Source organism: Micromonospora sp. NPDC050397 (genome assembly GCF_044901685.1).
GTDB lineage: Bacteria > Actinomycetota > Actinomycetes > Mycobacteriales > Micromonosporaceae > Micromonospora_G.
Window position 1 is genome coordinate 419,040 of sequence record NZ_JBJDPS010000004.1, and the last position, 17,896, is coordinate 436,935.

The 17,896-nt window shown below is 69.5% G+C and carries 20 protein-coding genes and 1 pseudogene; 12 read left to right on the plus strand and 9 right to left on the minus strand.

What is annotated here, in order from left to right; genetic code table 11:
* Nucleotides 1-5: 5 nt before the first annotated feature.
* The 3 genes from ACI2K4_RS17580 to ACI2K4_RS17590 all read left to right on the plus strand — a co-directional run bounded on the left by ACI2K4_RS17580 (nucleotide 6) and on the right by ACI2K4_RS17590 (nucleotide 4,239).
* On the plus strand, nucleotides 6-725 hold the full coding sequence (locus tag ACI2K4_RS17580; RefSeq protein WP_404512514.1) for a hypothetical protein: 720 nt from the start codon (nucleotides 6-8) through the stop codon (nucleotides 723-725).
* 113 nt (nucleotides 726-838) lie between these two features.
* The gene (locus tag ACI2K4_RS17585) at nucleotides 839-3,379 is read left to right on the plus strand and encodes an FtsK/SpoIIIE domain-containing protein (RefSeq protein WP_404512516.1); all 2,541 of its coding nucleotides are present in this window, start codon (nucleotides 839-841) and stop codon (nucleotides 3,377-3,379) included.
* Between the two features lie 2 nt (nucleotides 3,380-3,381).
* Nucleotides 3,382-4,239 carry a hypothetical protein gene (locus ACI2K4_RS17590; RefSeq protein WP_404512518.1) on the plus strand — a complete coding sequence of 286 codons (858 nt, stop codon included), beginning with the start codon at nucleotides 3,382-3,384 and terminating at the stop codon, nucleotides 4,237-4,239.
* A gap of 401 nt (nucleotides 4,240-4,640) precedes the next feature.
* Here ACI2K4_RS17590 and ACI2K4_RS17595 read toward each other — a convergent pair whose 3' ends face one another.
* Nucleotides 4,641-5,642, minus strand: a complete 1,002-nt coding sequence (locus ACI2K4_RS17595) for a hypothetical protein (RefSeq protein WP_404512520.1) — start codon at nucleotides 5,640-5,642, stop codon at nucleotides 4,641-4,643.
* Nucleotides 5,639-5,848, minus strand: coding sequence for a hypothetical protein (locus tag ACI2K4_RS17600; protein ID WP_404512522.1), 210 nt, complete (start codon nucleotides 5,846-5,848; stop codon nucleotides 5,639-5,641). The genes ACI2K4_RS17595 and ACI2K4_RS17600 overlap by 4 nt, the downstream gene beginning before the upstream one ends.
* Nucleotides 5,849-6,071: 223 nt before the next feature.
* Here ACI2K4_RS17600 and ACI2K4_RS17605 point away from each other — a divergent pair, with 223 nt between their 5' ends.
* From ACI2K4_RS17605 to ACI2K4_RS17615, 3 genes and pseudogenes are all read left to right on the plus strand, one after another.
* Nucleotides 6,072-6,290, plus strand: coding sequence for a winged helix-turn-helix domain-containing protein (locus ACI2K4_RS17605; protein ID WP_404512524.1), 219 nt, complete (start codon nucleotides 6,072-6,074; stop codon nucleotides 6,288-6,290).
* A 328-nt stretch (nucleotides 6,291-6,618) separates the two neighbouring features.
* A pseudogene (locus ACI2K4_RS17610) lies at nucleotides 6,619-6,863 on the plus strand (winged helix-turn-helix domain-containing protein).
* A gap of 316 nt (nucleotides 6,864-7,179) precedes the next feature.
* Nucleotides 7,180-7,398 carry a winged helix-turn-helix domain-containing protein gene (locus ACI2K4_RS17615; protein WP_404512526.1) on the plus strand — a complete coding sequence of 73 codons (219 nt, stop codon included), beginning with the start codon at nucleotides 7,180-7,182 and terminating at the stop codon, nucleotides 7,396-7,398.
* 56 nt (nucleotides 7,399-7,454) lie between these two features.
* On the opposite strand, the gene ACI2K4_RS17620 is transcribed toward ACI2K4_RS17615, so the two are convergent.
* The 3 genes from ACI2K4_RS17620 to ACI2K4_RS17630 all read right to left on the minus strand — a co-directional run bounded on the left by ACI2K4_RS17620 (nucleotide 7,455) and on the right by ACI2K4_RS17630 (nucleotide 9,057).
* On the minus strand, nucleotides 7,455-7,982 hold the full coding sequence (locus tag ACI2K4_RS17620) for a hypothetical protein (RefSeq protein WP_404512528.1): 528 nt from the start codon (nucleotides 7,980-7,982) through the stop codon (nucleotides 7,455-7,457).
* A 148-nt stretch (nucleotides 7,983-8,130) separates the two neighbouring features.
* Nucleotides 8,131-8,781, minus strand: coding sequence for a hypothetical protein (locus ACI2K4_RS17625; protein ID WP_404512530.1), 651 nt, complete (start codon nucleotides 8,779-8,781; stop codon nucleotides 8,131-8,133).
* 15 nt (nucleotides 8,782-8,796) lie between these two features.
* A complete protein-coding gene (locus ACI2K4_RS17630; RefSeq protein ID WP_404512532.1) occupies nucleotides 8,797-9,057 on the minus strand; it encodes a hypothetical protein in 261 nt (86 codons plus the stop codon).
* A gap of 288 nt (nucleotides 9,058-9,345) precedes the next feature.
* Between ACI2K4_RS17630 and ACI2K4_RS17635 the strand changes: the two genes are divergently transcribed.
* Together ACI2K4_RS17635 and ACI2K4_RS17640 are read left to right on the plus strand one after the other, a co-directional pair.
* Nucleotides 9,346-9,804: a hypothetical protein gene (locus ACI2K4_RS17635; RefSeq protein WP_404512534.1), complete on the plus strand. Its 459-nt coding sequence runs from the start codon at nucleotides 9,346-9,348 to the stop codon at nucleotides 9,802-9,804.
* Between the two features lie 384 nt (nucleotides 9,805-10,188).
* Nucleotides 10,189-11,160 carry an ArsR/SmtB family transcription factor gene (locus ACI2K4_RS17640; RefSeq protein WP_404512536.1) on the plus strand — a complete coding sequence of 324 codons (972 nt, stop codon included), beginning with the start codon at nucleotides 10,189-10,191 and terminating at the stop codon, nucleotides 11,158-11,160.
* 93 nt (nucleotides 11,161-11,253) lie between these two features.
* On the opposite strand, the gene ACI2K4_RS17645 is transcribed toward ACI2K4_RS17640, so the two are convergent.
* Nucleotides 11,254-11,649, minus strand: a complete 396-nt coding sequence (locus ACI2K4_RS17645; protein WP_404512538.1) for a RidA family protein — start codon at nucleotides 11,647-11,649, stop codon at nucleotides 11,254-11,256.
* A 39-nt stretch (nucleotides 11,650-11,688) separates the two neighbouring features.
* Between ACI2K4_RS17645 and ACI2K4_RS17650 the strand changes: the two genes are divergently transcribed.
* Nucleotides 11,689-12,195, plus strand: a complete 507-nt coding sequence (locus tag ACI2K4_RS17650; RefSeq protein WP_404512540.1) for an O-acetyl-ADP-ribose deacetylase — start codon at nucleotides 11,689-11,691, stop codon at nucleotides 12,193-12,195.
* A gap of 65 nt (nucleotides 12,196-12,260) precedes the next feature.
* Here the strand turns inward: ACI2K4_RS17650 and ACI2K4_RS17655 are convergent, their stop codons facing one another.
* Entirely contained in the window at nucleotides 12,261-13,259 is a 999-nt protein-coding gene (locus ACI2K4_RS17655) for a transmembrane transport protein (RefSeq protein ID WP_404512542.1), read from the minus strand.
* Nucleotides 13,256-14,098 carry an ABC transporter ATP-binding protein gene (locus ACI2K4_RS17660; protein ID WP_404512544.1) on the minus strand — a complete coding sequence of 281 codons (843 nt, stop codon included), beginning with the start codon at nucleotides 14,096-14,098 and terminating at the stop codon, nucleotides 13,256-13,258. The genes ACI2K4_RS17655 and ACI2K4_RS17660 overlap by 4 nt, the downstream gene beginning before the upstream one ends.
* A gap of 134 nt (nucleotides 14,099-14,232) precedes the next feature.
* On the opposite strand from ACI2K4_RS17660, the gene ACI2K4_RS17665 reads away from it, so the two are divergent.
* Both ACI2K4_RS17665 and ACI2K4_RS17670 read left to right on the plus strand, forming a co-directional pair.
* Nucleotides 14,233-14,886, plus strand: a complete 654-nt coding sequence (locus ACI2K4_RS17665; protein ID WP_404512546.1) for a response regulator transcription factor — start codon at nucleotides 14,233-14,235, stop codon at nucleotides 14,884-14,886.
* A 2-nt stretch (nucleotides 14,887-14,888) separates the two neighbouring features.
* Entirely contained in the window at nucleotides 14,889-16,019 is a 1,131-nt protein-coding gene (locus ACI2K4_RS17670) for a sensor histidine kinase (protein ID WP_404512548.1), read from the plus strand.
* On the opposite strand, the gene ACI2K4_RS17675 is transcribed toward ACI2K4_RS17670, so the two are convergent.
* Nucleotides 15,967-16,476 carry a low temperature requirement protein A gene (locus ACI2K4_RS17675; protein WP_404512550.1) on the minus strand — a complete coding sequence of 170 codons (510 nt, stop codon included), beginning with the start codon at nucleotides 16,474-16,476 and terminating at the stop codon, nucleotides 15,967-15,969. The two genes, ACI2K4_RS17670 and ACI2K4_RS17675, sit on opposite strands and share 53 nt — an antisense overlap.
* 186 nt (nucleotides 16,477-16,662) lie before the next feature.
* On the opposite strand from ACI2K4_RS17675, the gene ACI2K4_RS17680 reads away from it, so the two are divergent.
* The gene (locus tag ACI2K4_RS17680; protein WP_404512552.1) at nucleotides 16,663-17,784 is read left to right on the plus strand and encodes a lytic polysaccharide monooxygenase; all 1,122 of its coding nucleotides are present in this window, start codon (nucleotides 16,663-16,665) and stop codon (nucleotides 17,782-17,784) included.
* Nucleotides 17,785-17,896 lie beyond the last annotated feature (112 nt).

The window sequence follows — 17,896 nt, forward strand, 5'->3', positions numbered from 1 at the left end:
GCGTCATGACCGAAGCAGTTCACACCGTACGGAAGACGAAGACCCAGATCATGGCGGACGTGCAGGCGGCCGTCGACGCCTCGCCGCTGGCTACCGTGGTGGTAGCCAACCCGTGGGGCATCCTGGACCAGAAGAACCTCGTCACCCAGGCCGGGCACAACGCCTGGGCGCCGATCCTGATGGGCCCCGGCGCCCAGGGGGCGCCGCTCACCAACCAGCTCAAGCTCGCCCTGGACGTGTCCCTGCGCAACAAGACCGACCAGGAGATCTACGCCGCCCTCGCCGAGGTGTACGTCCGGACGGGCAACGAACGCCTCCTCGCGGCGGCGAAGAGGCCCGCCGTCGGAACGTGCCTGGACATCTGCTGCCTGCTGGTGGCGCTGCTCGGCGGCCGGTTCAGGGAACTGTTCAACCCGACCAGCACCATCGAGGTGGTCCTGATGACCACTGTCGGGCAGGCGCCGCACGCGTTCGTGGTGGTGGATCGGCTGCCCACCAGCACGCTCAGCAACCACACGACCTGGGGGCCGGACGCCTTTGTCATCGACCAGTGGTACGCGCTGCAACGCAACTCCGCGCCGGGTTCCCAGGCGGTCAAGGACCTCGACCCCAACGGCGACCGGCACGACGCCGATTTCATCTCGTTCCTCACCGGGAGCAGGCTGGCGAAGCCGGCCACCCTGGCCCGCAAGGGCGTCTTCACCGCCCGGGACTTCATCTCCTGAGCAGCCACCCGTCCGTCCCGACGGGACACGTCCACCTTCCACCCGGGGGATCGGGCCGGGTTTCGGTTAGTGTTCCGGTGACTACACACGCCGACACGGGTGGGAGGGCACGGGTGGGCAGGCTCGCAGCCACGTTCGGGCGGGCGGTCGGGGCACACCGGCAGGCGCGGGCGCATCTCGACGCCGCCCGCCAGGCGCTGGCCGGCGTCACCGCCCCGGCCCCGCCCGCCGGGACCACCGACATGGTCCAGCGGTTGCGCCGGGTCGGCGAGGCGCTGAGCGCGGTGTCGGCCGGTCCGGAGTTTCCCGGCCGGCCGGTGCCGGTCCGACTCGCCGACGCGGCCACTTCGGACGGTGGCTTCCCGGTGGTCGTACCGTTGGCCGGTGGCGCGCACCTGGCCGTCGACGCGGACGCCCGCGACCCGCGTACGGCGGCACTGCTCCGGTCCCTGGTCATCCGGCTGCTCATGATCGCACCAGCCGGCACGGTACGCGTCGTGGCGATCGACAACGCGGCGCTCGGCGCCACCTTCCTGCCGCTGCGTCCACTGGTCGACGCGGGGGTGCTCAGCCCGCCCGCGACCGCCGACGACGAGATCCAGGCACTGCTCAGCGACGCCGAACGGCACGCCCGCGAGGGCCACTCGGCGGACCAGGGCGGCGGGCGGTTGCTGCTGGTGGTGGCCGCGTCGATGCCGGACGGGCGGGCCGAGCTGACCCGGCTGGCCGCGCTGACCCACGCCGGCGCCACCGCCGGGGTGTGCGTCCTGGCCGCCGGCTACCCGCCCCGGTCGACCGGGCTGGAGCCGCCACCGTTCGGCAACACCACGCAGGTCACCCGCGACGGCGACTACGCCTGGGTGGGCGACCCGCCGTGGTGGCCGTACAGCGAGGACGGGACCGGGCTGGTGGTGCCGGTGCTGCTCGACGGCGACCCGCCCGCCGGCACCGTCAGGGCGGTCGCGCAACGGCACGGCGACGCGACCCGACGAGACGCCAGCCTCGACTTCGCCGACCTGCTGCCGGCCCGGAACTGGACCGAGTCGGCGAGCACCGGGCTCCGTACGACGATCGGCCGCGACGGCCGCGAACCCGTCACCCTCGCCTTCGACGACAAGACCCCGCACTGGCTGGTCGGCGGCCGGACCGGCGCCGGCAAGACCGTCTTCCTGCTCGACGTCCTCTACGGACTCGCCGCCCGCTACTCGCCCGACGAACTCACCCTCTACCTGCTCGACTTCAAGGAAGGGGTCAGCTTCACCGAGTTCGTGCCGACCGGGCACGACGCCTCCTGGATCCCGCACGCCCGCGCCGTCGGCATCGAGTCCGACCGGGAGTACGGCGTCGCGGTGCTCCGCGAGCTGCGGCGCGAGCTGAACCGGCGGGCCAACGCGCTCAAGCGCCACGGCGTCACCAAACTCGCCGACCTGCCCCGCGACGGCAAGCCGGTGCCCCGGGTGGTCGCCGTGATCGACGAGTTCCACGTGCTCTTCGCCGGCAACGACACCCTCGCCCGGGAGGCCGTGACACTCTTGGAGGAGCTGGCCCGCAAGGGCCGGTCGTACGGCATCCACCTGGTCCTGGCCAGCCAGAGCATGTCCGGGATCGAGGCGCTCTACGGCAAGGTCGACTCGATCTTCGGCCAGTTCCCGCTCCGGGTGGCGCTGCCCGGCGGCTCCGGCGTACTCGAGGTGTTGAACGACGCCGCCGGCCCGCTCCCGCTCGGCTCGGCGATCGTCAACAACGCCGCCGGCCTGGCCTCGGCGAACACCGTGGTCCGTTTCCCGGACGCGCACGCCAGCACGGCCAGGGTCGCGGCGCTGCGGCACGAGCTGTGGCAGGCGCGGGCGCAGGGCTCGCCGCCCCCCTCGGTCTTCAAGGGGTACGACTCCGCGCACGTCGAGGACGACCCGACCTACCACGGTCTGACCCCCGGCGGACGGCGCCCGCTCGCCCTGGTCGGGCGTACCGTCGACGTGAACCTGAGCTCGGCGATGTTCATGCTCGACGCCACCCCCGGCCGGCACCTGGCCGTGGTCGGCACCACCCCGGTCGGGGTCGACGTGTTGCAGGCCGCCACCCTGAGCCTGGCCCGCCAAGCCCAACCGGGCACCGCCCGCTTCCTGCTCGCGCCGCTGGTCGCCGCAGCCGACGAGGTGGGCGACGCCACCTTCGACACGCTCGTCGCGGCCGGACACCCGGTGACCCGGCTGGACGCGACCGGGCTGCGCGAGGAGATCCGGAAGCTGGCCGAGCCGGGCAACCAGCCGACCGAACGCACCTACCTGGTGGTCTTCGGCATGGACGGGGCCAGCGGCGTCCTCTCCGCCAAGGACCAGAACTACCGCTCCGGGCTGGACGACCTGCAACAGGTGCTGCGCCAGGGCCCGTCGTACGGGGTGCACCTGCTCGGCTGGTGGCGTGGGCTGCGCCGGCTCACCGACGACCTCGGCGGGGCACACAACAAGGACGACATCGCCTGCCTGGTGGCGCTGAACGTGCCCGGCCAGGAACTCGGCATGTACCTCGGCGCGCACGACCTGGCGTACACGCCCCGGCCGAACCGGGCACTGCTGGTCGACCGGCACGACCAACGCAGCAAACTGATCGTGCCGTTTGTCCGACCCGGGTACGAGCTGGACGAGGGACACTGACGATGCAATCCTTCGACGAGTACGCCGCCCTCACCCGCCACCTGCACCAGCTCCAGCGCAGCGGTGAGCGTACGACCGAGCGGGCCGCCGCCCAGCGCGACGCCACCGGCACCGCGATCGACCAGCTCGGCCAGCAGCTCACCATGCAGGGGCAACGCTTGACCGAGCTGGCCCAGCTCATCGGCGAGCCCGCGCCCCAGTTGACCGCCCCCGCGCCGCTGCCCCCGCTCTCGGTCACCGGTCACCTCGGCTCACCGGCCGGGCCGACCGGACCGGCGCAGCAGGGCGGGGTGACCGGGCAGGAGGCGTACCCGGAGTTGGCGCCGGGACCGGACCGGGTCGCGCTGACCGCGACACCGGCCGCCGCGCCCTCGGTGCCCGGTCAACGGCTGCCGACGACGGGGGAGGACGGGCCGGCAGCGCAGCAGCATCTCGCTTCCGCGGTGCCGGTGAACCCCGACGCCGAACTGGACCTGGCCTACCGGGCGGCGGCAGCGGCGGACCAGACCATCGCGCAGGTCGAGTCGCTGGCCCAACAGCCCGCGTTCCTACCGACCGCCTCGCCGTTCGGCCGCGCGCTCGCCGTCTACGCCATCTTCATCGTGGCCGGCAACATCGGCCAGGCGTTCCTGTCGTCACTGGCCAACCTCGGGGTGGTCGGCACCTTCACCCTGTACGCCTGGGCGCTCGCCGGCCTGCCGGCGCTCGCCTTCTTCGCCGGCTACTTCGCGCTCGGCCGCTGGGGCAGCCCCCGGATGCTGCGCAGCCGCCCCGAGCGGTACGCCCGACTCGGCTTCGCCCTCTGCTTTGTCAGCATGGCCGTCACCTCCTGCTTCTGGACCTCCCAGTTCGGCGTCTGAGCTGCTCAGCTCGGCGGTTTGGAGCAGTCTGGTCAGCTCGGCGGGGGAGAGCCCCTCGTCGTCGAGCAGACCGACGATCAGCATGGTCTGGGCGGCGATCGTGCCGGCGTCCACCGGTGGCGGTGGCCGCTGACCGAGGGCGGCGTGGATCAGTGACTCGGCGGTGGCCGGGTCGACGTCGCCGCCACTGTGGTCGTACCGCTCGCGGACACCGGCCACGAACCGGATGATCGGGGCGTGATCCTGGCCGGGTCGGAAGCGCCGGTCGACGGCGAGCAGGAAGACCGCGTCGAGCAGTTCTCCGTACCGGCGCCAGGCTGGTTCGTCGAAGCGGCGGAGCCGGTGCTGGTGCTCGCGTACCCGGCCGAGGATCAGGTCACGGATGGCCGTGCCGTACGGGTTCAGGCGGTCCACGGTCGGGTGAACTCCTCTCGGGCGTTCTGTCGCAGTCGGGCCATGAAGCCGCGCCAGCCTCCGTACGGTCGGAGCCTGATTACGAGCCGCGCGGCGGTCCTGGCGCCCTCGACGCTTTCCGACATGCTGGGGCGCGGGCGGTTCAGGAGACGGGTCAGGCGGGTCGCGCTGCTGGTGGCGCCGGGTTCGGGGGTGCCGGGTTCGGGGGTGCCGGCGAGGTTGGCGGCGTAGCGGTCCAGGGCGCGGGTGCCGATGGCGAGGCGGGCGGCGACAAGATCCAGGCGGGCACCGGCCGCTGCCCAGTGCCGGGCGGTGGCGTGGGCTCGTGGATCGGCGTGGGCACGGCGGAGCCGGTCCTCGGCGGTGGACAGTTGGTGGCGTACCCGCTCGACCTCGCGGGCGGCGCGGCCGGCGTCGCGGCGGGCCGCCCTGAGCCCGGCGAGCACGTCGCCGACGTGTGCGGGTTCGGCGCCATGCAGGTGGCGGGCGTCGGCCAGGCCGGCGTAGACCATGGTCAGCGATTCCCAGCCGTGGTCGAGCGCGTCGTTCCAGGTGGCGAGGGTGGTCTGGGCAAGATGGTGGTCGACCCCGTCGAGCTGTTGCTCGGCCCGTTCGAGTGCCTCGGTGAGCGCGAGGCAGGCGGCGCGGAGCGGTTCGACGGTGCCGTCGGCGGTGCGGATCGCGGTGTTGGCGAGGTTGCCGGTCATCGTTCCTGCTCCGAGGGGATCTGGGGTTGACCGGTTCGGCCAGCGGTGGCCCCGGTTGTCCGGCGGTCGGGCGAGTGCTGTGCCGGCCAGCTTGTTGGGCCGGCGAGCATGATGCTCCAGCGTCCGTTCGGCCTGGTCACGCTCGTCGCAGGGGCCGGGCCGCCCGCAGCCCAGGCACAATCCGGTGTACGCACAGACGACGTGTTGATCGATCGTCCGCTGTGCTTCGGTGATGCGCGCCTGGGCGTACCGGCTGTAGTAGCTGATCGAGAGCGCGTTCACCGACCCGCCTCCGCGACCTGCTTGACCAGTCGCGCCCAGCGCACGTCCCGACACGGGTACGCCTCTCCGCAGGTGCAGACGACGGTGACGACCCGCATCGGCGGATGGGCGAAGAGGATGTCCTCGGCATCCTCCACGTCCTGTACGGAGAGAAAGTCGAATGGTGGGGGTTGGTCGGGTTGGGGTGTGGATGGGGCCGTGCTCACCGGTTGGTGCCTCCCGTCGCTGACGTGCGGGCAGGTTCACGCACCCGGCCGACCAGGGGGAACCGATCGGCCGGGCTCTGTGCGGTGGAGCCGACTCCGACGGTTGCTGACCAGGGAGCCGGCTGTTGAGGAGCCTACGATAGCAGGCTATCGCAGTCAAGGTATCACTTGCGATCGTAGGTTCGAGGTGATCGAATGGCGGTGCTGACCAGGGAGTGCCGCTATGCCACCGAGTGCCAAATGGGTCGAACTCGCGGGATACATCCGCAAGCAGATTGAGTCGGGTGAACTCGTGCCCGGCGCCAAGCTGCCGTCTACATCCCAGCTATGCCAGCAGCACAACGTCTCCGCGATTGTCGTCCGCAACGCGATGATCAGCCTCAAAGCCGAGGGGCTGGTTGTCGGCGTACCCGGGGTAGGCGTGTTTGTCGCCGAGCGCTGACCGAAGCGTGGCGATCCGCGACCCACGCGTGGGGGCAGCACATCGCCACAGTGGGTTCGTCAGTCTGGTCGGTGTTGCTCGGTGGTGGTGGTCGGTCGGGTTGGGGTGTGGGTGGGGCTGTGCTCACCGGTTGGTGCCTCCCGTCGCTGACGTGCGGGCAGGTTCACGCACCCGGCCGACCAGGGGGAACCGATCGGCCGGGCTCTGTGTGCGGTGGGGACCAACTCCGGGTTGCTGACCAGGGAGCCGGCGGGAACAGCTTTGCATGGGCTATGTAAAGCAAGCGCCTTTGGTCATCGGTTGCTATACAAAGCTCGAATGTGATCGAATGGCGGTGCTGACCAGGGAGACCAACATACCCGCCAAACCGAAGTGGGAGCAGCTCGCCGATCACCTGCGGTTGCAGATCGAGCGCACGAGCTTGCTCCAGGTGACAAGTTGCCGTCCACATCGCAGCTCTGCAAGGAGCACGGCGTCTCCGCGATCGTCGTTCGACAGGCGATCTTCAAGTTGCGGACCGAGGGTCTGATTGAAGGCGTGCAAGGCGTAGGCGTCTTCGTCGTGGAGCGCTGACTGGGTTATGGCGATCTGCTGCCACGCAGGTGGCGATAGCGATTCGTCAGAGGCTGGCTCGGTAGGCGTTCAAGTCTTCGCCGGCCCCGTAGCGGCACTGCGCTTTCGGAAACCCGGTGTCGCGCCTCGGACAGCGCATCGCCCGTACGCAGCACCACGGCTCGTGCCCCACGTGGCCGCGAGGACCTTCTGACTGCTGGCTTCGGTGCCCTCTGATGCCTGTCCGGGCGGGTCGCTTGTGGTGGGTTCGTCAGTCTGGTCGGTGTTGCTGGCAACTCGGGTGTGATCGAATGGCGATGCAGACCAGGGAGACCAGATGCCCGCCAAGCCAAAGTGGGCGCAACTCGCGGACCTCATCCGTGAGCAGATTGCGTCCGGTGAACTCGCCCCAGGCACCAAGCTGCCGTCAACTGCGGCGCTTCGCGCCGAGCACGGCGTGTCCGCAGGAGTCGTACGTCAGGCGATCCTCGTCCTCCAGACCCAGGGCCTCGTCGAAGGCGTCCACGGTCTGGGAGTGTTCGTTGTCGAGCGCTGATTGAAGCTGTAGCCGTTACTGTCCTGCGGGGGACAGTAGACGATCACAGCAGTTGGTCAGATGCTGGCGCGGTAGGCGTTCAGCTCTTCGCCGGCCGCCCGTAGCAACACCGCGCTTTCAGAGATCCGGTGCCGTGCCTCGGATAGCGCATCGTGCGTACGCAGAACCACGTCCTCCCGTCCGCCGTAGAGCAGCACCATCATCGAGTCCTGGCTGTGCCACATGCTCGTGCCGACAGCGTTGATCTTTTTCGCAGTCCGCTCCACCTGTTCGATGACCTGTTCGATTCCCGAGATCACCTGCCCCGCGATGCCACCCGACGCACTGGCTGTCACTCGCCCGCGATCAAGGGACGCACCGCCCGCTGCGCCGCGCCGAGCGCGGAGTCCTTTCGCCCCGCTGATACGGCTGCCGCCAGAAACACCGCCATTGCCGCGGCTGCCAGCGCTGGCCCCTGAGGTCGCGGTGCGTTGATCCCGACGTTCGCGAAAATGATCGACCGTGGCGGTCACCAGGCCCTTGCCGATCGAACCCACCGCGTTGCCGATGACCGCGCCGGTAATCACAGAGGCGGTGGCAGGCATGCCCCATCTGCTACTGAGAAGCCCGATCAGCGCGCCCAGCCCCATGGCCCCCTGCTGGACCAGGTTGCCTGTGCCCTCCTTGACGGTCTCATAGCCGAACCGTCGAGCGAACGGCCGCTCAGGTCGCTCGCCAGCGCGGTACTGCCGTCTACGCCAATTCATTCGGTACCAACGGATCGACGAACGCGCAGGTTGTAGCAATCAGTAAAGGAAGGTTGCGTGCAACGTCTCTCGCGATGTCCTCGGCCGTCAAGCCGAGCGGCTCTTCTCCTGGCTCCAACTCTTCCTCGTCCGCTGCGGCATAAAAGGCGCACGCGTCCCACAGATTGTGACTGTGGTACGAGAACGACCACAGGCCGTAGACCGCATTCGGAATGGACAGAATGGGCTGGCTGGCGAAGCCGATGCGGTGTAGGTGTGGCTCTTCGGCGGTGGAGCCGAGGCCCTGTGCCAAGGGGAGCAGCTTGTGGCGGCGGAAGACGGGTTCGAGATTGCCCTCGGTGTCGAACTCGACGAGCAGGCCGCGCGCGATCAGGGTGTCCACGATCTCGGCGGCGCGGGGCTCGGGCTTCGGCGCGGTCTGGACGAGCTGGATCAGGGACTTCCGGTTGACGGCGAGCTTGGCGTGACGTTCGGCGTCCACGAAGGCGGCGGCCCAGACGGCAGCCTCGGTCTCGGTCAACTCGACCAGGTCGTCGCCGAGGTGGATCTCGTAGCACTCCGGCGTCGGGTCCGGTGGGCGTACGTAGCGGTAGCGCGGTCCCATGGAGAGCCCGACGGGCACGATGACGGTTGGCATGACGTACCCCTTGGGTCAGAAGCTGGCGGCGTAGCTGTTGGTGGCCTCGACCGCGCCCTGGGCGAGCGTCGTCGCCTCGTGCAGTTTCTGCTTTGCCTGTTCCATCCGGGACAGCGCCTCACCGACCCGGGAGTGGCTGGTGCCCTGGGTGAGGCCGCGCAGTAGCGCGGTGGTCTGTTCCAGTGAGTCGGCGATGCCCCTGATGGTGGCCGCCTGCTGGCTGGTCTCGCTGCTGAATCGGGCTACCCCGGCCTTGATCTCTTCGATCGACGCCATTGTCTCGTCCTCCCCGGTCTCGGTCGTCCTTCCCCGAGCTGACCGTACCGGATCGAGTACACCCGGTCAGTCCTGCTTGCAGTGTTCCGATCGTGTACCTGCTCGACGCCACGCCCGCAACGTCGACGGTTTCCGAGAGTTCACCGAGACCGCTGCATACTGGCGCGGGCCTACGCAACCCCCAGGAGCTTCTGCCGGCTCTCGCCGAGACCATCGGGGTGCTCCATGCTTGCGGTCGCGGCGGCGGGTGCTTCAAGGCACGGCGAGCGAGGAATAGGCGAGGCAAGAATGAAGATTGACGATCGTGTGGAGGCGCTGGTCCGGGAGGCTCTTGATGCCGCTGTGAAGCAGGATCAGCGTAGGTTCGAAGCCGGCCTCGTGCGGGTCGCGGAGGCTGGACTCTCCGGCAAAGCCTTGGAACTGCTCGTGGCGATCACGGCCTTTATCGTCCTCGACATCCATTCGGGCAAGCCGTCCGGAGGCCAACTCACCGACCTCGCGAACAGTGTCAGCGACCAGGAGGCGTGGGTGGACCTGGCGCAGAGCGAGGTGCATGCCTATCTCGGGGCCGTGGTCAGGACCGAGCCGATGGCGAAGGTGTTGTCCCCGCAGGCGCTGGTGGTTGTGCCGTACCTGACGGCGGCCAACCTGTTGACGACCGTGTCGAAGCCGGACCAGGGCGAGTGGTGGTTCAACTATCTCGACAAGGTTGAGGCTGTGATCGAACGTTCCACCGCCTTCACCTGAGGAGTCTCGCGTTGGCGGCGTAGCTGTCAGTGATCGGGTGGTCGGCTTGAGTCGACGGTCCGAGGGCGTCCGAACTGTTCGCTTCTGGCCGAAATCCTGCCCTGAAACGGTGTCCGGGACAGTGTCTCGGACACCGTCGGGGGGATCGTCTTGAATGGTCGGGGCGTAGCGTCGGATCGGGTGACGGGTTGAAACGTCACGCCGGAATGTGGTCGCGCGACACCCTTGTCGCTACACCTTGGAGCGGCTAATACTTGGCCAACTTTTCGGCACGCCAGCCAACGGGGGGCAATCGTGCTGCATATCCATCTCTCTGCGGACGACCTGGTCAGGACGCGTGTGGCGGTGACCTGGGGGCCATTGGGCGAGACATTTTTCAGTCTGATGACATTGCAGCAAAATGCAACGCCGGGCCTGTTCGCCGGCTGGCGCGAACGGGTACGCCGTACGTCGAATGTCACCGCTCACCCGGCTGCCGCCATGTTCGACGAGACGGTTCTCGACCTGTTCACGGTCATCGGCCCGACGACCTCGTTGAACGAGGGAGTGGAGGCGCTGCTGCGTGCCCGTTCCGACCAGCAGCGATCGGAGCTGGTCGGCGCGGCGTCATCGTTCCGTCACCAACAGGGGTACGCGAACCGGCGGCCCGGTGGCCGCACGCTCGGTGCTCCGGCGCGTGACCGGGGCGACCGGCGCGAGCTGGTGCGGTTCCTGCACGAGTATCACCGGGTCGCGATCGCGCCGTACTGGCCGAGGATCCGGTCACGGCTCCAGGCGGAGCACACGGGCTACGCCCGAGCCCTGGCCGCGTACGGGGTGGAGGCGATGTTCGCCCTGCTGCCGCCGGGATTCCACTGGCGCTCGCCGGTCCTCGCCGTCGGGCGGGGCGGACCCGTGACCGATCTGGAGCTGTCCAGGCGGGGTCTGGTCTTGGTGCCGTCGGTGTTCTGCCAGACCACGCCCAGCCTCTTCACGAACGCGGTCGACGACCGGGCACCGGCGATCCTGGTCGTCCCGGTGCTGCGGACCGTCGCCGACGCCACCTCGGTGCTGACCCCTCCGGACGCGGGGACGGTATCGAGGGCGCTGGCCGCACTGCTTGGCCGTACCAGGGCCAACGCGCTCGACGTGGTCGGGCAGGGCGCCTGCACCACGGGGCAGCTCGCCGGCCGGCTCGGGGTGTCGTTGGCCAACGCGAGCGAGCACGCCACCGTGCTCCGGCAGGCCGGACTGCTGAGCACCAGCCGGCGGGGCAGGGCTGTCCTACACACGCTCACCCCGCTCGGCGCCGACCTACTCGACGGCAGACATGCCGGCGCCCTGGAGCTTCCCACCACCCTGCCGCACGCGGTGTAGTCGGCGCCGGTCCCCGCCGGCCCGCCGCGTCCCCGGCACGAGTGTTAGGAGGGGGCCCTTCCTATACAAAAAGCGATAACAAGGGGCCCTTCCTTACCCAGCGGCGGCGGCTGTGGCTTCGATTTCTAGGAGCCAGTCTTCGCTGTAGATGTCGGTGATGATGATGGTGAGGGCGGGGGTGTGGTTGCCGAGGATCTCGTGTCGGATCCGGCTGTTCGCCTCGCGGTAGCGTCGGTCGGAGAGGTAGATGGTCAGCTTGGCGAGGTTCTCGATGCCCATCCCCGCCTCGGCGAGCACGGCGAGCACGTTGCGCCAGACGAGTCGGCACTGGGTGTCGAAGTCCTCGGGCACTCGGCCGTCGGCGTCCGACCAGGGCACCTGACCGCTGACGAAGAGCAGCCGTTTCGCGTCGGTGACCAGGGTCCCGTGGGTGTAGTTGCCGGTCGCCGCCGGCAGTGTGGCGGGATTGAGCGGCTGGATTCCGAACATCGGTGTGCTCCCCGTGGGCCCCGGTGCCATCATTCGTGGATGGCCACGATCGAAGTCGTACAGGGTGACATTCTTGCGGAGAATGTGGACGCCGTGGTGACCGCGGCAAACGAGTCGCTGCTCGGCGGTGGTGGGGTGGACGGTGCGATCCACCGGGCGGCGGGACCGCGCCTGGCCGAGGCGGGCGCGGCGATCGCGCCCTGCGATCCGGGGGACGCGAAGGCGACGCCCGCCTTCGACCTCGACCCACCGGTACGCCACGTGATCCACACGGTAGGCCCGGTCTGGGAGGGCGGCGACCAGGGTGAGGCGGAGCTGCTCGCCTCCTGTTACCGCCGATCGTTGCAGGTGGCCGACGAGTTGGCTGCCCAGAGTGTGGCGTTTCCGGCCATCGCCACCGGTGTCTACGGCTTTCCGTCCGAGCTTGCGGCCCGGATCGCGGTGGAGACGATCCGGGCCACCCCGTCGCGGGTCGAACGGATTCGTCTGGTCGCCTTCGACGGGTCGACCCGGGACTTGCTCCGGGCGGCGCTCGCGGCGGGCTGATCAAACGCCACCACGGCTTCGGGAGATGGCGCGCTGAGCGGACTCGCTGGGAAGCAGGCTTGGGATCATTGTCGTACCCGGAACCGGAGGAAGCCGAAACCGGCCAGCATCAGGGAGAGAGCCAGGTACAGCGACAGTTCGATCCACTGGAACGCCCAGTAGCGGCCGCCGGGCTGGTAGGTGTGCGTGAAGTGCGGGTTCTGCGCCGCGATGCAGTTGTTGCCGGCCTCCTGGTCCGGGCCGAGCGCGATGCACGGGCTCGCGTCCGTGCCGGTGAATGGGGTGCCGTCCGGCCTGAAAATCCGCGCGGAGTCTGCCAGTTCCCAGCCGCCGGGAACGTTGTAACCCCGAATGGTGAACGTGTTGTCAGTCTCCAGGCTGAGGCCGACCCCGCGTTCGAGGACGGAGGCGTCGATGGTCACGGTCTCCGTCACCGGGGGCATCAGATTCTGGCGTACGGCCATCGGGACCAGTAGCTGTATCGCCGCGAAGACGGTCAGCGTGATCGTCATGGCCGGCAGGGTGCGCCGTACGATCATGCCCACGACCGTGCCGAGAACGAACGCGAACAGCCCGTACCCGATCGGGACGATGTTGCGTGCGCCGAAGAACACGGCCGCGAACCGTTCTCCGACCACCTCGTCGTACCGGCTGGCACTCCAGGTCAGCAGCAGACTGAACAGGCCGGTCACCACTGCACCGATCAGGCTGATCAGCCCGAGTTTCACCACCAACCAGCGGCTACGGGTGACGCTCTGGTTCCAGACCAGGCGGTCGGTGCGTTCCTCGAGTTCGCGCGTCACGAGGGGCGCACCCCAGAAGATTCCGATCAGCGCGGGTACGGCGATCAGCATCACCCCCGTGAGCTGAACCTGGTCGTCGTAGAGCGAACGCAGCTCCATCCGCGCCACGAAGCACGCGTGGCCCGTACATCCGGTGATTCGTGTGTCGTAGAAGTCACGGATTTCACCGCCGAGCCGGACGAGATAGAGCGCCAGCAACGCCAGCGCGCCGAACGCCGCCAGGAGATGGGCCCGGAACTGCCGCAGGGTCAACCAGATCACCGGTGCGCTCCCGTCCCGTTCGCGGCCCTGGTCAGATAGGCGAGAGCGATCTCCTCGAGGCCGACCGCCGCACCACCGCGAACCGGCTCGCCCGACCGCACGATCATCGACGTTCTGCCCTGGCTCTGCTCGGTGTGCACCAGTTCGGCCCCGACCGGCAGGCCGGTGACCCGGTAGTGGACGGCGAGCAGGTCGGACACGTCGCCGGCGAGCTGTACCCGTCCGTTGGCGAGCACGATCAGGTGGTCACACACCTGTTCGAGATCGCCGAGCAGGTGCGACGACAGCACCACGCTGACCTTGAGTTCGTCGGCGAGGTCGAGCAGGTCCCGCATGAACCCGTGCCGGGCGAGCGGGTCGAGGGCGGCCACCGGCTCGTCGAGGACGAGCAGCTCACCCCGCTTCGCCGCGGCCATCGCGAGGGCGAGTTGGGCACGCTGGCCACCGGAGAGCGACCCGGCCTTCTGCCCCAGGTCCAGCCCACGCTCGCGGAGGCGCCGTACCGCGAGTTCGGCGTCCCATCTCGGGTTGAGTCGGGCGCCGAGTTCCAGGTGTTCCCCCACTGTGAGGCGGGTGTAGACCGGCGCGTCCTGGGCGACGAACCCGACCCGGGACAGTCGTTCGGCGCTGGCCGCCGGTCGCTGCCCGAGCACCTCGATGCTGCCGCCAGTCGGCGCGATCATGCCGGAGACCAATCCGAGCAAGGTCGACTTGCCGGCACCGTTCGGGCCGACCAGGCCGACTATGCGCCCGGCCGGTACGTCGAGGTCGCAGCCGTCCAGCGCCAGCCGGTGCCGATAGCGTTTGCTGAGCGCCTGGGCTTTGATGACCATGGTCATGTCGTTCTTCTCCTGTCTGGTTGGGAGAGTGCCGACAGCGAGATTTGTAGACGGCGAACGGTCACAGCCCGGTGCGCGCCGTTGACACCGGGCTGTGACCGGGTCGCCGTTAGCGTCGGTGCGGGAGGTGCGTGATGCGGGTACTGGTGGTCGAGGATCAGCCGGACATCGCCGATTCGGTGGCGCGGGTGCTTCGCCGCGAGGGCATGGCCGTCGACGTCGCCTACGACGGCGGGTCCGCGCTGGAGAGGACCAGCGTCACCGCGTACGACGTGGTCGTTCTTGATCGTGATATCCCCGTGGTGCACGGCGACGACGTGTGCCGCTCACTGGTCGACGGCGGCTCGCTGAGCCGGGTGCTCATGCTGACCGCCGCCGGCACCGTCGCCGAGCGGGTCGAGGGCCTCGGCCTCGGCGCCGACGACTACCTGTCGAAACCGTTCGCCCTGGCCGAACTGGTGGCCCGGGTCCGGGCGGTGTCCCGCCGCGCCCAGCCCGCCACACCGCTCGTCCTGGTGCAGGGCGACCTGCGCCTCGACCCGGCACAGCGGACCGCGACCCGGGCCGGCGCCCGCCTGCCGTTGAGCCCCAAGGAGTTCGCCGTGCTTGAATACCTGATGGGCTCCGGCGGCCGGGTGGTGTCCGCCGAGGAACTGCTCGACAAGGTCTGGGACGAGGCGGCCGACCCGTTCACCACCACGGTCAAGACCACGGTGAACCGGTTGCGTGCCAAACTCGGCGACCCACCGGTGATCGAGACGGTCGCCCGCGCCGGGTACCGGATCTGATCATGATGCGACCACTCCGGCTCCGACTGACCCTGCTCTACTGCCTGGTCTCGGTGATGTCGAGCGCTGTCCTCCTGGTGATCATGTGGGGCCTGACCCGCACCATGACCCCGCCCGTCCCGCCGATCCCGGCCCTACCCCCAGCCGCACCCACGGCGGGCCTGGACGCGGGCCTCGCCCTCCCGGCCACCGCACCGTCGGTCGACGACACCGGTACGGCCGTCCAGCCCTTCATCGCGCTCGCGATCATGGCCGTCATCTCGCTGTTGCTCGGATGGTTGATCGCCGGTCGCGTCCTGCGTCCGGTCCTGACCATGACCGAACACCTGCGCCGGATCTCCGAACGCAACGTGCACGAACGGCTCGCCCTGCCCGGCCGTCCCAACGAACTGAAAGACCTCGCCGACACCGTCGACGGACTGCTCGGACGCCTCGAAAGCGCACTCGACGCGCACCAACGGTTCGTCGCCAACGCCGCCCACGAGATGCGCACGCCGTTGACCGTCGAACGCCTCCTGCTGGAGGAACCGCTGATCGACCCGGACGCCGACGTGGCGGTGTTCCGTGCCAACTTCGAACGGCTTCTGGAGATCAGCGACCAGCGCGGCCGGCTCCTCGAATCGCTACTCGCCCTGGCCAGCAGCGAGCAGGGCGGCATCACGGACGAATTGGTCGACCTCGCCGGCCTGGCGGAACTGGCCCTGCGCGAGCGCGCCCCCGAGGCCGACCAGCGCGGCCTGCGGATCGAAACGTCCCTGCGGCCCGCACGGATCTCCGGCGATCCGGTGCTGCTCGGCCGCCTGCTGGTCAACCTGTGCGACAACGCCCTCCACCACAACGTGCCCGGCGGCACGGTCGAGGTCAGTGTCCACCACAGACCGGGGTGGGCGGTCCTCACCGTCGCCAACACCGGCGAGGTCATTCCCGGTGACCAGATCGACCGGCTCTTCGAGCCCTTCCAGCGCCTTCGCCGTACGGCCGACGGCCCCCACCACGGCCTCGGCCTCGCCATTGTCCGCGCCATCACCCGGGCCCACGACGCCACCCTCACGGCCCGACCCCGCCCCGGCGGCGGCCTCGTCATCGAGGTTGTCTTCCCCCGTGAGCAGTCTCTTTCCTCGGCCCTTCGGTAAGGGTGGGCGGTGCCGTGGTCCGGGCGCCTCGAAGGCGGTCGAGCAGGAGCATCGCGGTCAGCACCGCCACCACGGCGACGAGGTGCAGTGCGGAGGTCCCGAAGCTGCCGACCGGCACGGTGGCGAGCACCAGGGTGGCGGTGACCAGCCTGCTCCACGGCGGCCCGGCCGGTACCGCGAGCCGGGTCGTGGCGACTCCGACCAGGTAGAGCGCGACGCCGCCGGCCAGTGCCAGGGCCGAACCCCAGGACGAGTGGTGGCCCGGGTGCGCCACCACGGCGTGGATCCCGGCGGCCGTGATCACGATGCCGAGCAGCAGCGGTACGTGGGTGAAGCCGATCCGGATGGCGAGCCGGGACCGAGGTCCGTCCTCGGCGCCCGCCAGCGCCTTCTCCGCCGCCCCGGTGTCGGTGAAGTACGTCCACCAGAGTCCCACCGGCAGGGCCAGTGCCAGCACCGTGACCGTCCGGCGCCCGTCCGAAGGCGCCGCCCTTAGTTGTGATTCTCAACTATTGACGGACGGTATCGAGCTGTGTGAATCTGCTGGTGGGGCCGGTGCGGGAGCCACGTTAGCCGGCGCGGGAGTGACGGGCAGTCTCCCGCGTACTCCGCTCGACGCCGATCTCTACCCCGGGAGCCCTCGATGCCCCAATCCACCCGACCACCGATCACCCGCGTGCTCGCCGTCGCCGCGGGCACCCTGCTGCTGCTCGCCACCGCCCTGGTCGGCACCGCCTCGGCGCACGGCTCGACGATCACCCCGCCCTCCCGCAACTACGGCTGCTGGCAGCGCTGGGGCGGCAACTTCCAGGCGCCGGAAATGGCCACCCAGGACCCGATGTGCTGGCAGGCGTGGCAGAACGACCCGAACGGCATGTGGAACTGGAACGGCCTCTACCGCGAGGGCGTCGCCGGCAACCACCAGGCCGCGATCCCGGACGGACAACTGTGCAGCGGCGGGCGTACCGGTGGTCCCCGCTACGCGGCGATGGACACCCCCGGTGCCTGGCGGGCCGCCTCGGTGAACAACAACTTCACCCTCACCGTGCACGACCAGGCCCTGCACGGCGCCGACTACTACCGGGTGTACGTCTCCCGGCAGGGCTACAACCCGCTCACCCAACCATTGCGCTGGGCCGACCTGCAACAGGTGGCGCAGACCGGGGTCATTCCCCCCGGTTCGGGAACCCGGACCAACGACCCGGCGCTCAACGGCGTCTCCAACTCGATCAACGTCTCCGCGCCGGGGCGGACCGGTCGGCACGTCGTCTTCACGATCTGGCAGGCCAGCCACATGGACCAGTCGTACTACTGGTGCAGCGACGTCATCTTCCCCGGTGGTTCCGGACCGACGCCTACGGCGACGCCGACGCCGACCCGTACCCCGGTCACCCCGACGCCGACCCCGACCCGGACCGCCACCCCGGCCCCGACCACACCACCGGCCACCACCCCGGGTACGCCGCGCGGCTGCACCGCCACCTACACCGTCACCGGCCAGTGGTCCGGCGGCTTCCAGGGTGACGTACGGGTGACCGCCGGCAGTGCCGCGATCAGTGCTTGGCGGGTGACCTGGACCTGGCCCAACGGCCAGTCGGTCGGGTCGAGTTGGGGTGCCACCATCAGCTCCGCCGGCAGCGCCGTGACCGCCACCAACGTCGCCTACAACGGCACCCTCGCCGCCGGCGCCAGCACCACCTTCGGCTTCCTCGGCTCCCACACCGGCACCAACACCTCCCCCACCCCCACCTGCACCGCCACCTGATCCCCACCCCGCCCCCCGCGCCTTCGTACTCGCCGATCTAGGGCAAATCCGCGTCGAAGGGAGAACATCCAACGTGGATTTGCCCTAGATCAACGGAGCGGGGTGGGGCAAC

Coding starts and splice junctions, on each gene's coding strand:
- ACI2K4_RS17625 (WP_404512530.1), bottom strand. CDS start 8,781: ATGCCAACCGTCATCGTGCCCGTCGGGCTCTCCATGGGACCGCGCTAC.
- ACI2K4_RS17605 (WP_404512524.1), top strand. CDS start 6,072: ATGCCACCGAGTGCCAAATGGGTCGAACTCGCGGGATACATCCGCAAG.
- ACI2K4_RS17660 (WP_404512544.1), bottom strand. CDS start 14,098: ATGACCATGGTCATCAAAGCCCAGGCGCTCAGCAAACGCTATCGGCAC.
- ACI2K4_RS17640 (WP_404512536.1), top strand. CDS start 10,189: ATGACATTGCAGCAAAATGCAACGCCGGGCCTGTTCGCCGGCTGGCGC.
- ACI2K4_RS17665 (WP_404512546.1), top strand. CDS start 14,233: ATGCGGGTACTGGTGGTCGAGGATCAGCCGGACATCGCCGATTCGGTG.
- ACI2K4_RS17650 (WP_404512540.1), top strand. CDS start 11,689: ATGGCCACGATCGAAGTCGTACAGGGTGACATTCTTGCGGAGAATGTG.
- ACI2K4_RS17630 (WP_404512532.1), bottom strand. CDS start 9,057: ATGGCGTCGATCGAAGAGATCAAGGCCGGGGTAGCCCGATTCAGCAGC.
- ACI2K4_RS17645 (WP_404512538.1), bottom strand. CDS start 11,649: ATGTTCGGAATCCAGCCGCTCAATCCCGCCACACTGCCGGCGGCGACC.
- ACI2K4_RS17620 (WP_404512528.1), bottom strand. CDS start 7,982: ATGCCTGCCACCGCCTCTGTGATTACCGGCGCGGTCATCGGCAACGCG.
- ACI2K4_RS17615 (WP_404512526.1), top strand. CDS start 7,180: ATGCCCGCCAAGCCAAAGTGGGCGCAACTCGCGGACCTCATCCGTGAG.
- ACI2K4_RS17580 (WP_404512514.1), top strand. CDS start 6: ATGACCGAAGCAGTTCACACCGTACGGAAGACGAAGACCCAGATCATG.
- ACI2K4_RS17670 (WP_404512548.1), top strand. CDS start 14,889: ATGATGCGACCACTCCGGCTCCGACTGACCCTGCTCTACTGCCTGGTC.
- ACI2K4_RS17680 (WP_404512552.1), top strand. CDS start 16,663: ATGCCCCAATCCACCCGACCACCGATCACCCGCGTGCTCGCCGTCGCC.
- ACI2K4_RS17635 (WP_404512534.1), top strand. CDS start 9,346: ATGAAGATTGACGATCGTGTGGAGGCGCTGGTCCGGGAGGCTCTTGAT.
- ACI2K4_RS17590 (WP_404512518.1), top strand. CDS start 3,382: ATGCAATCCTTCGACGAGTACGCCGCCCTCACCCGCCACCTGCACCAG.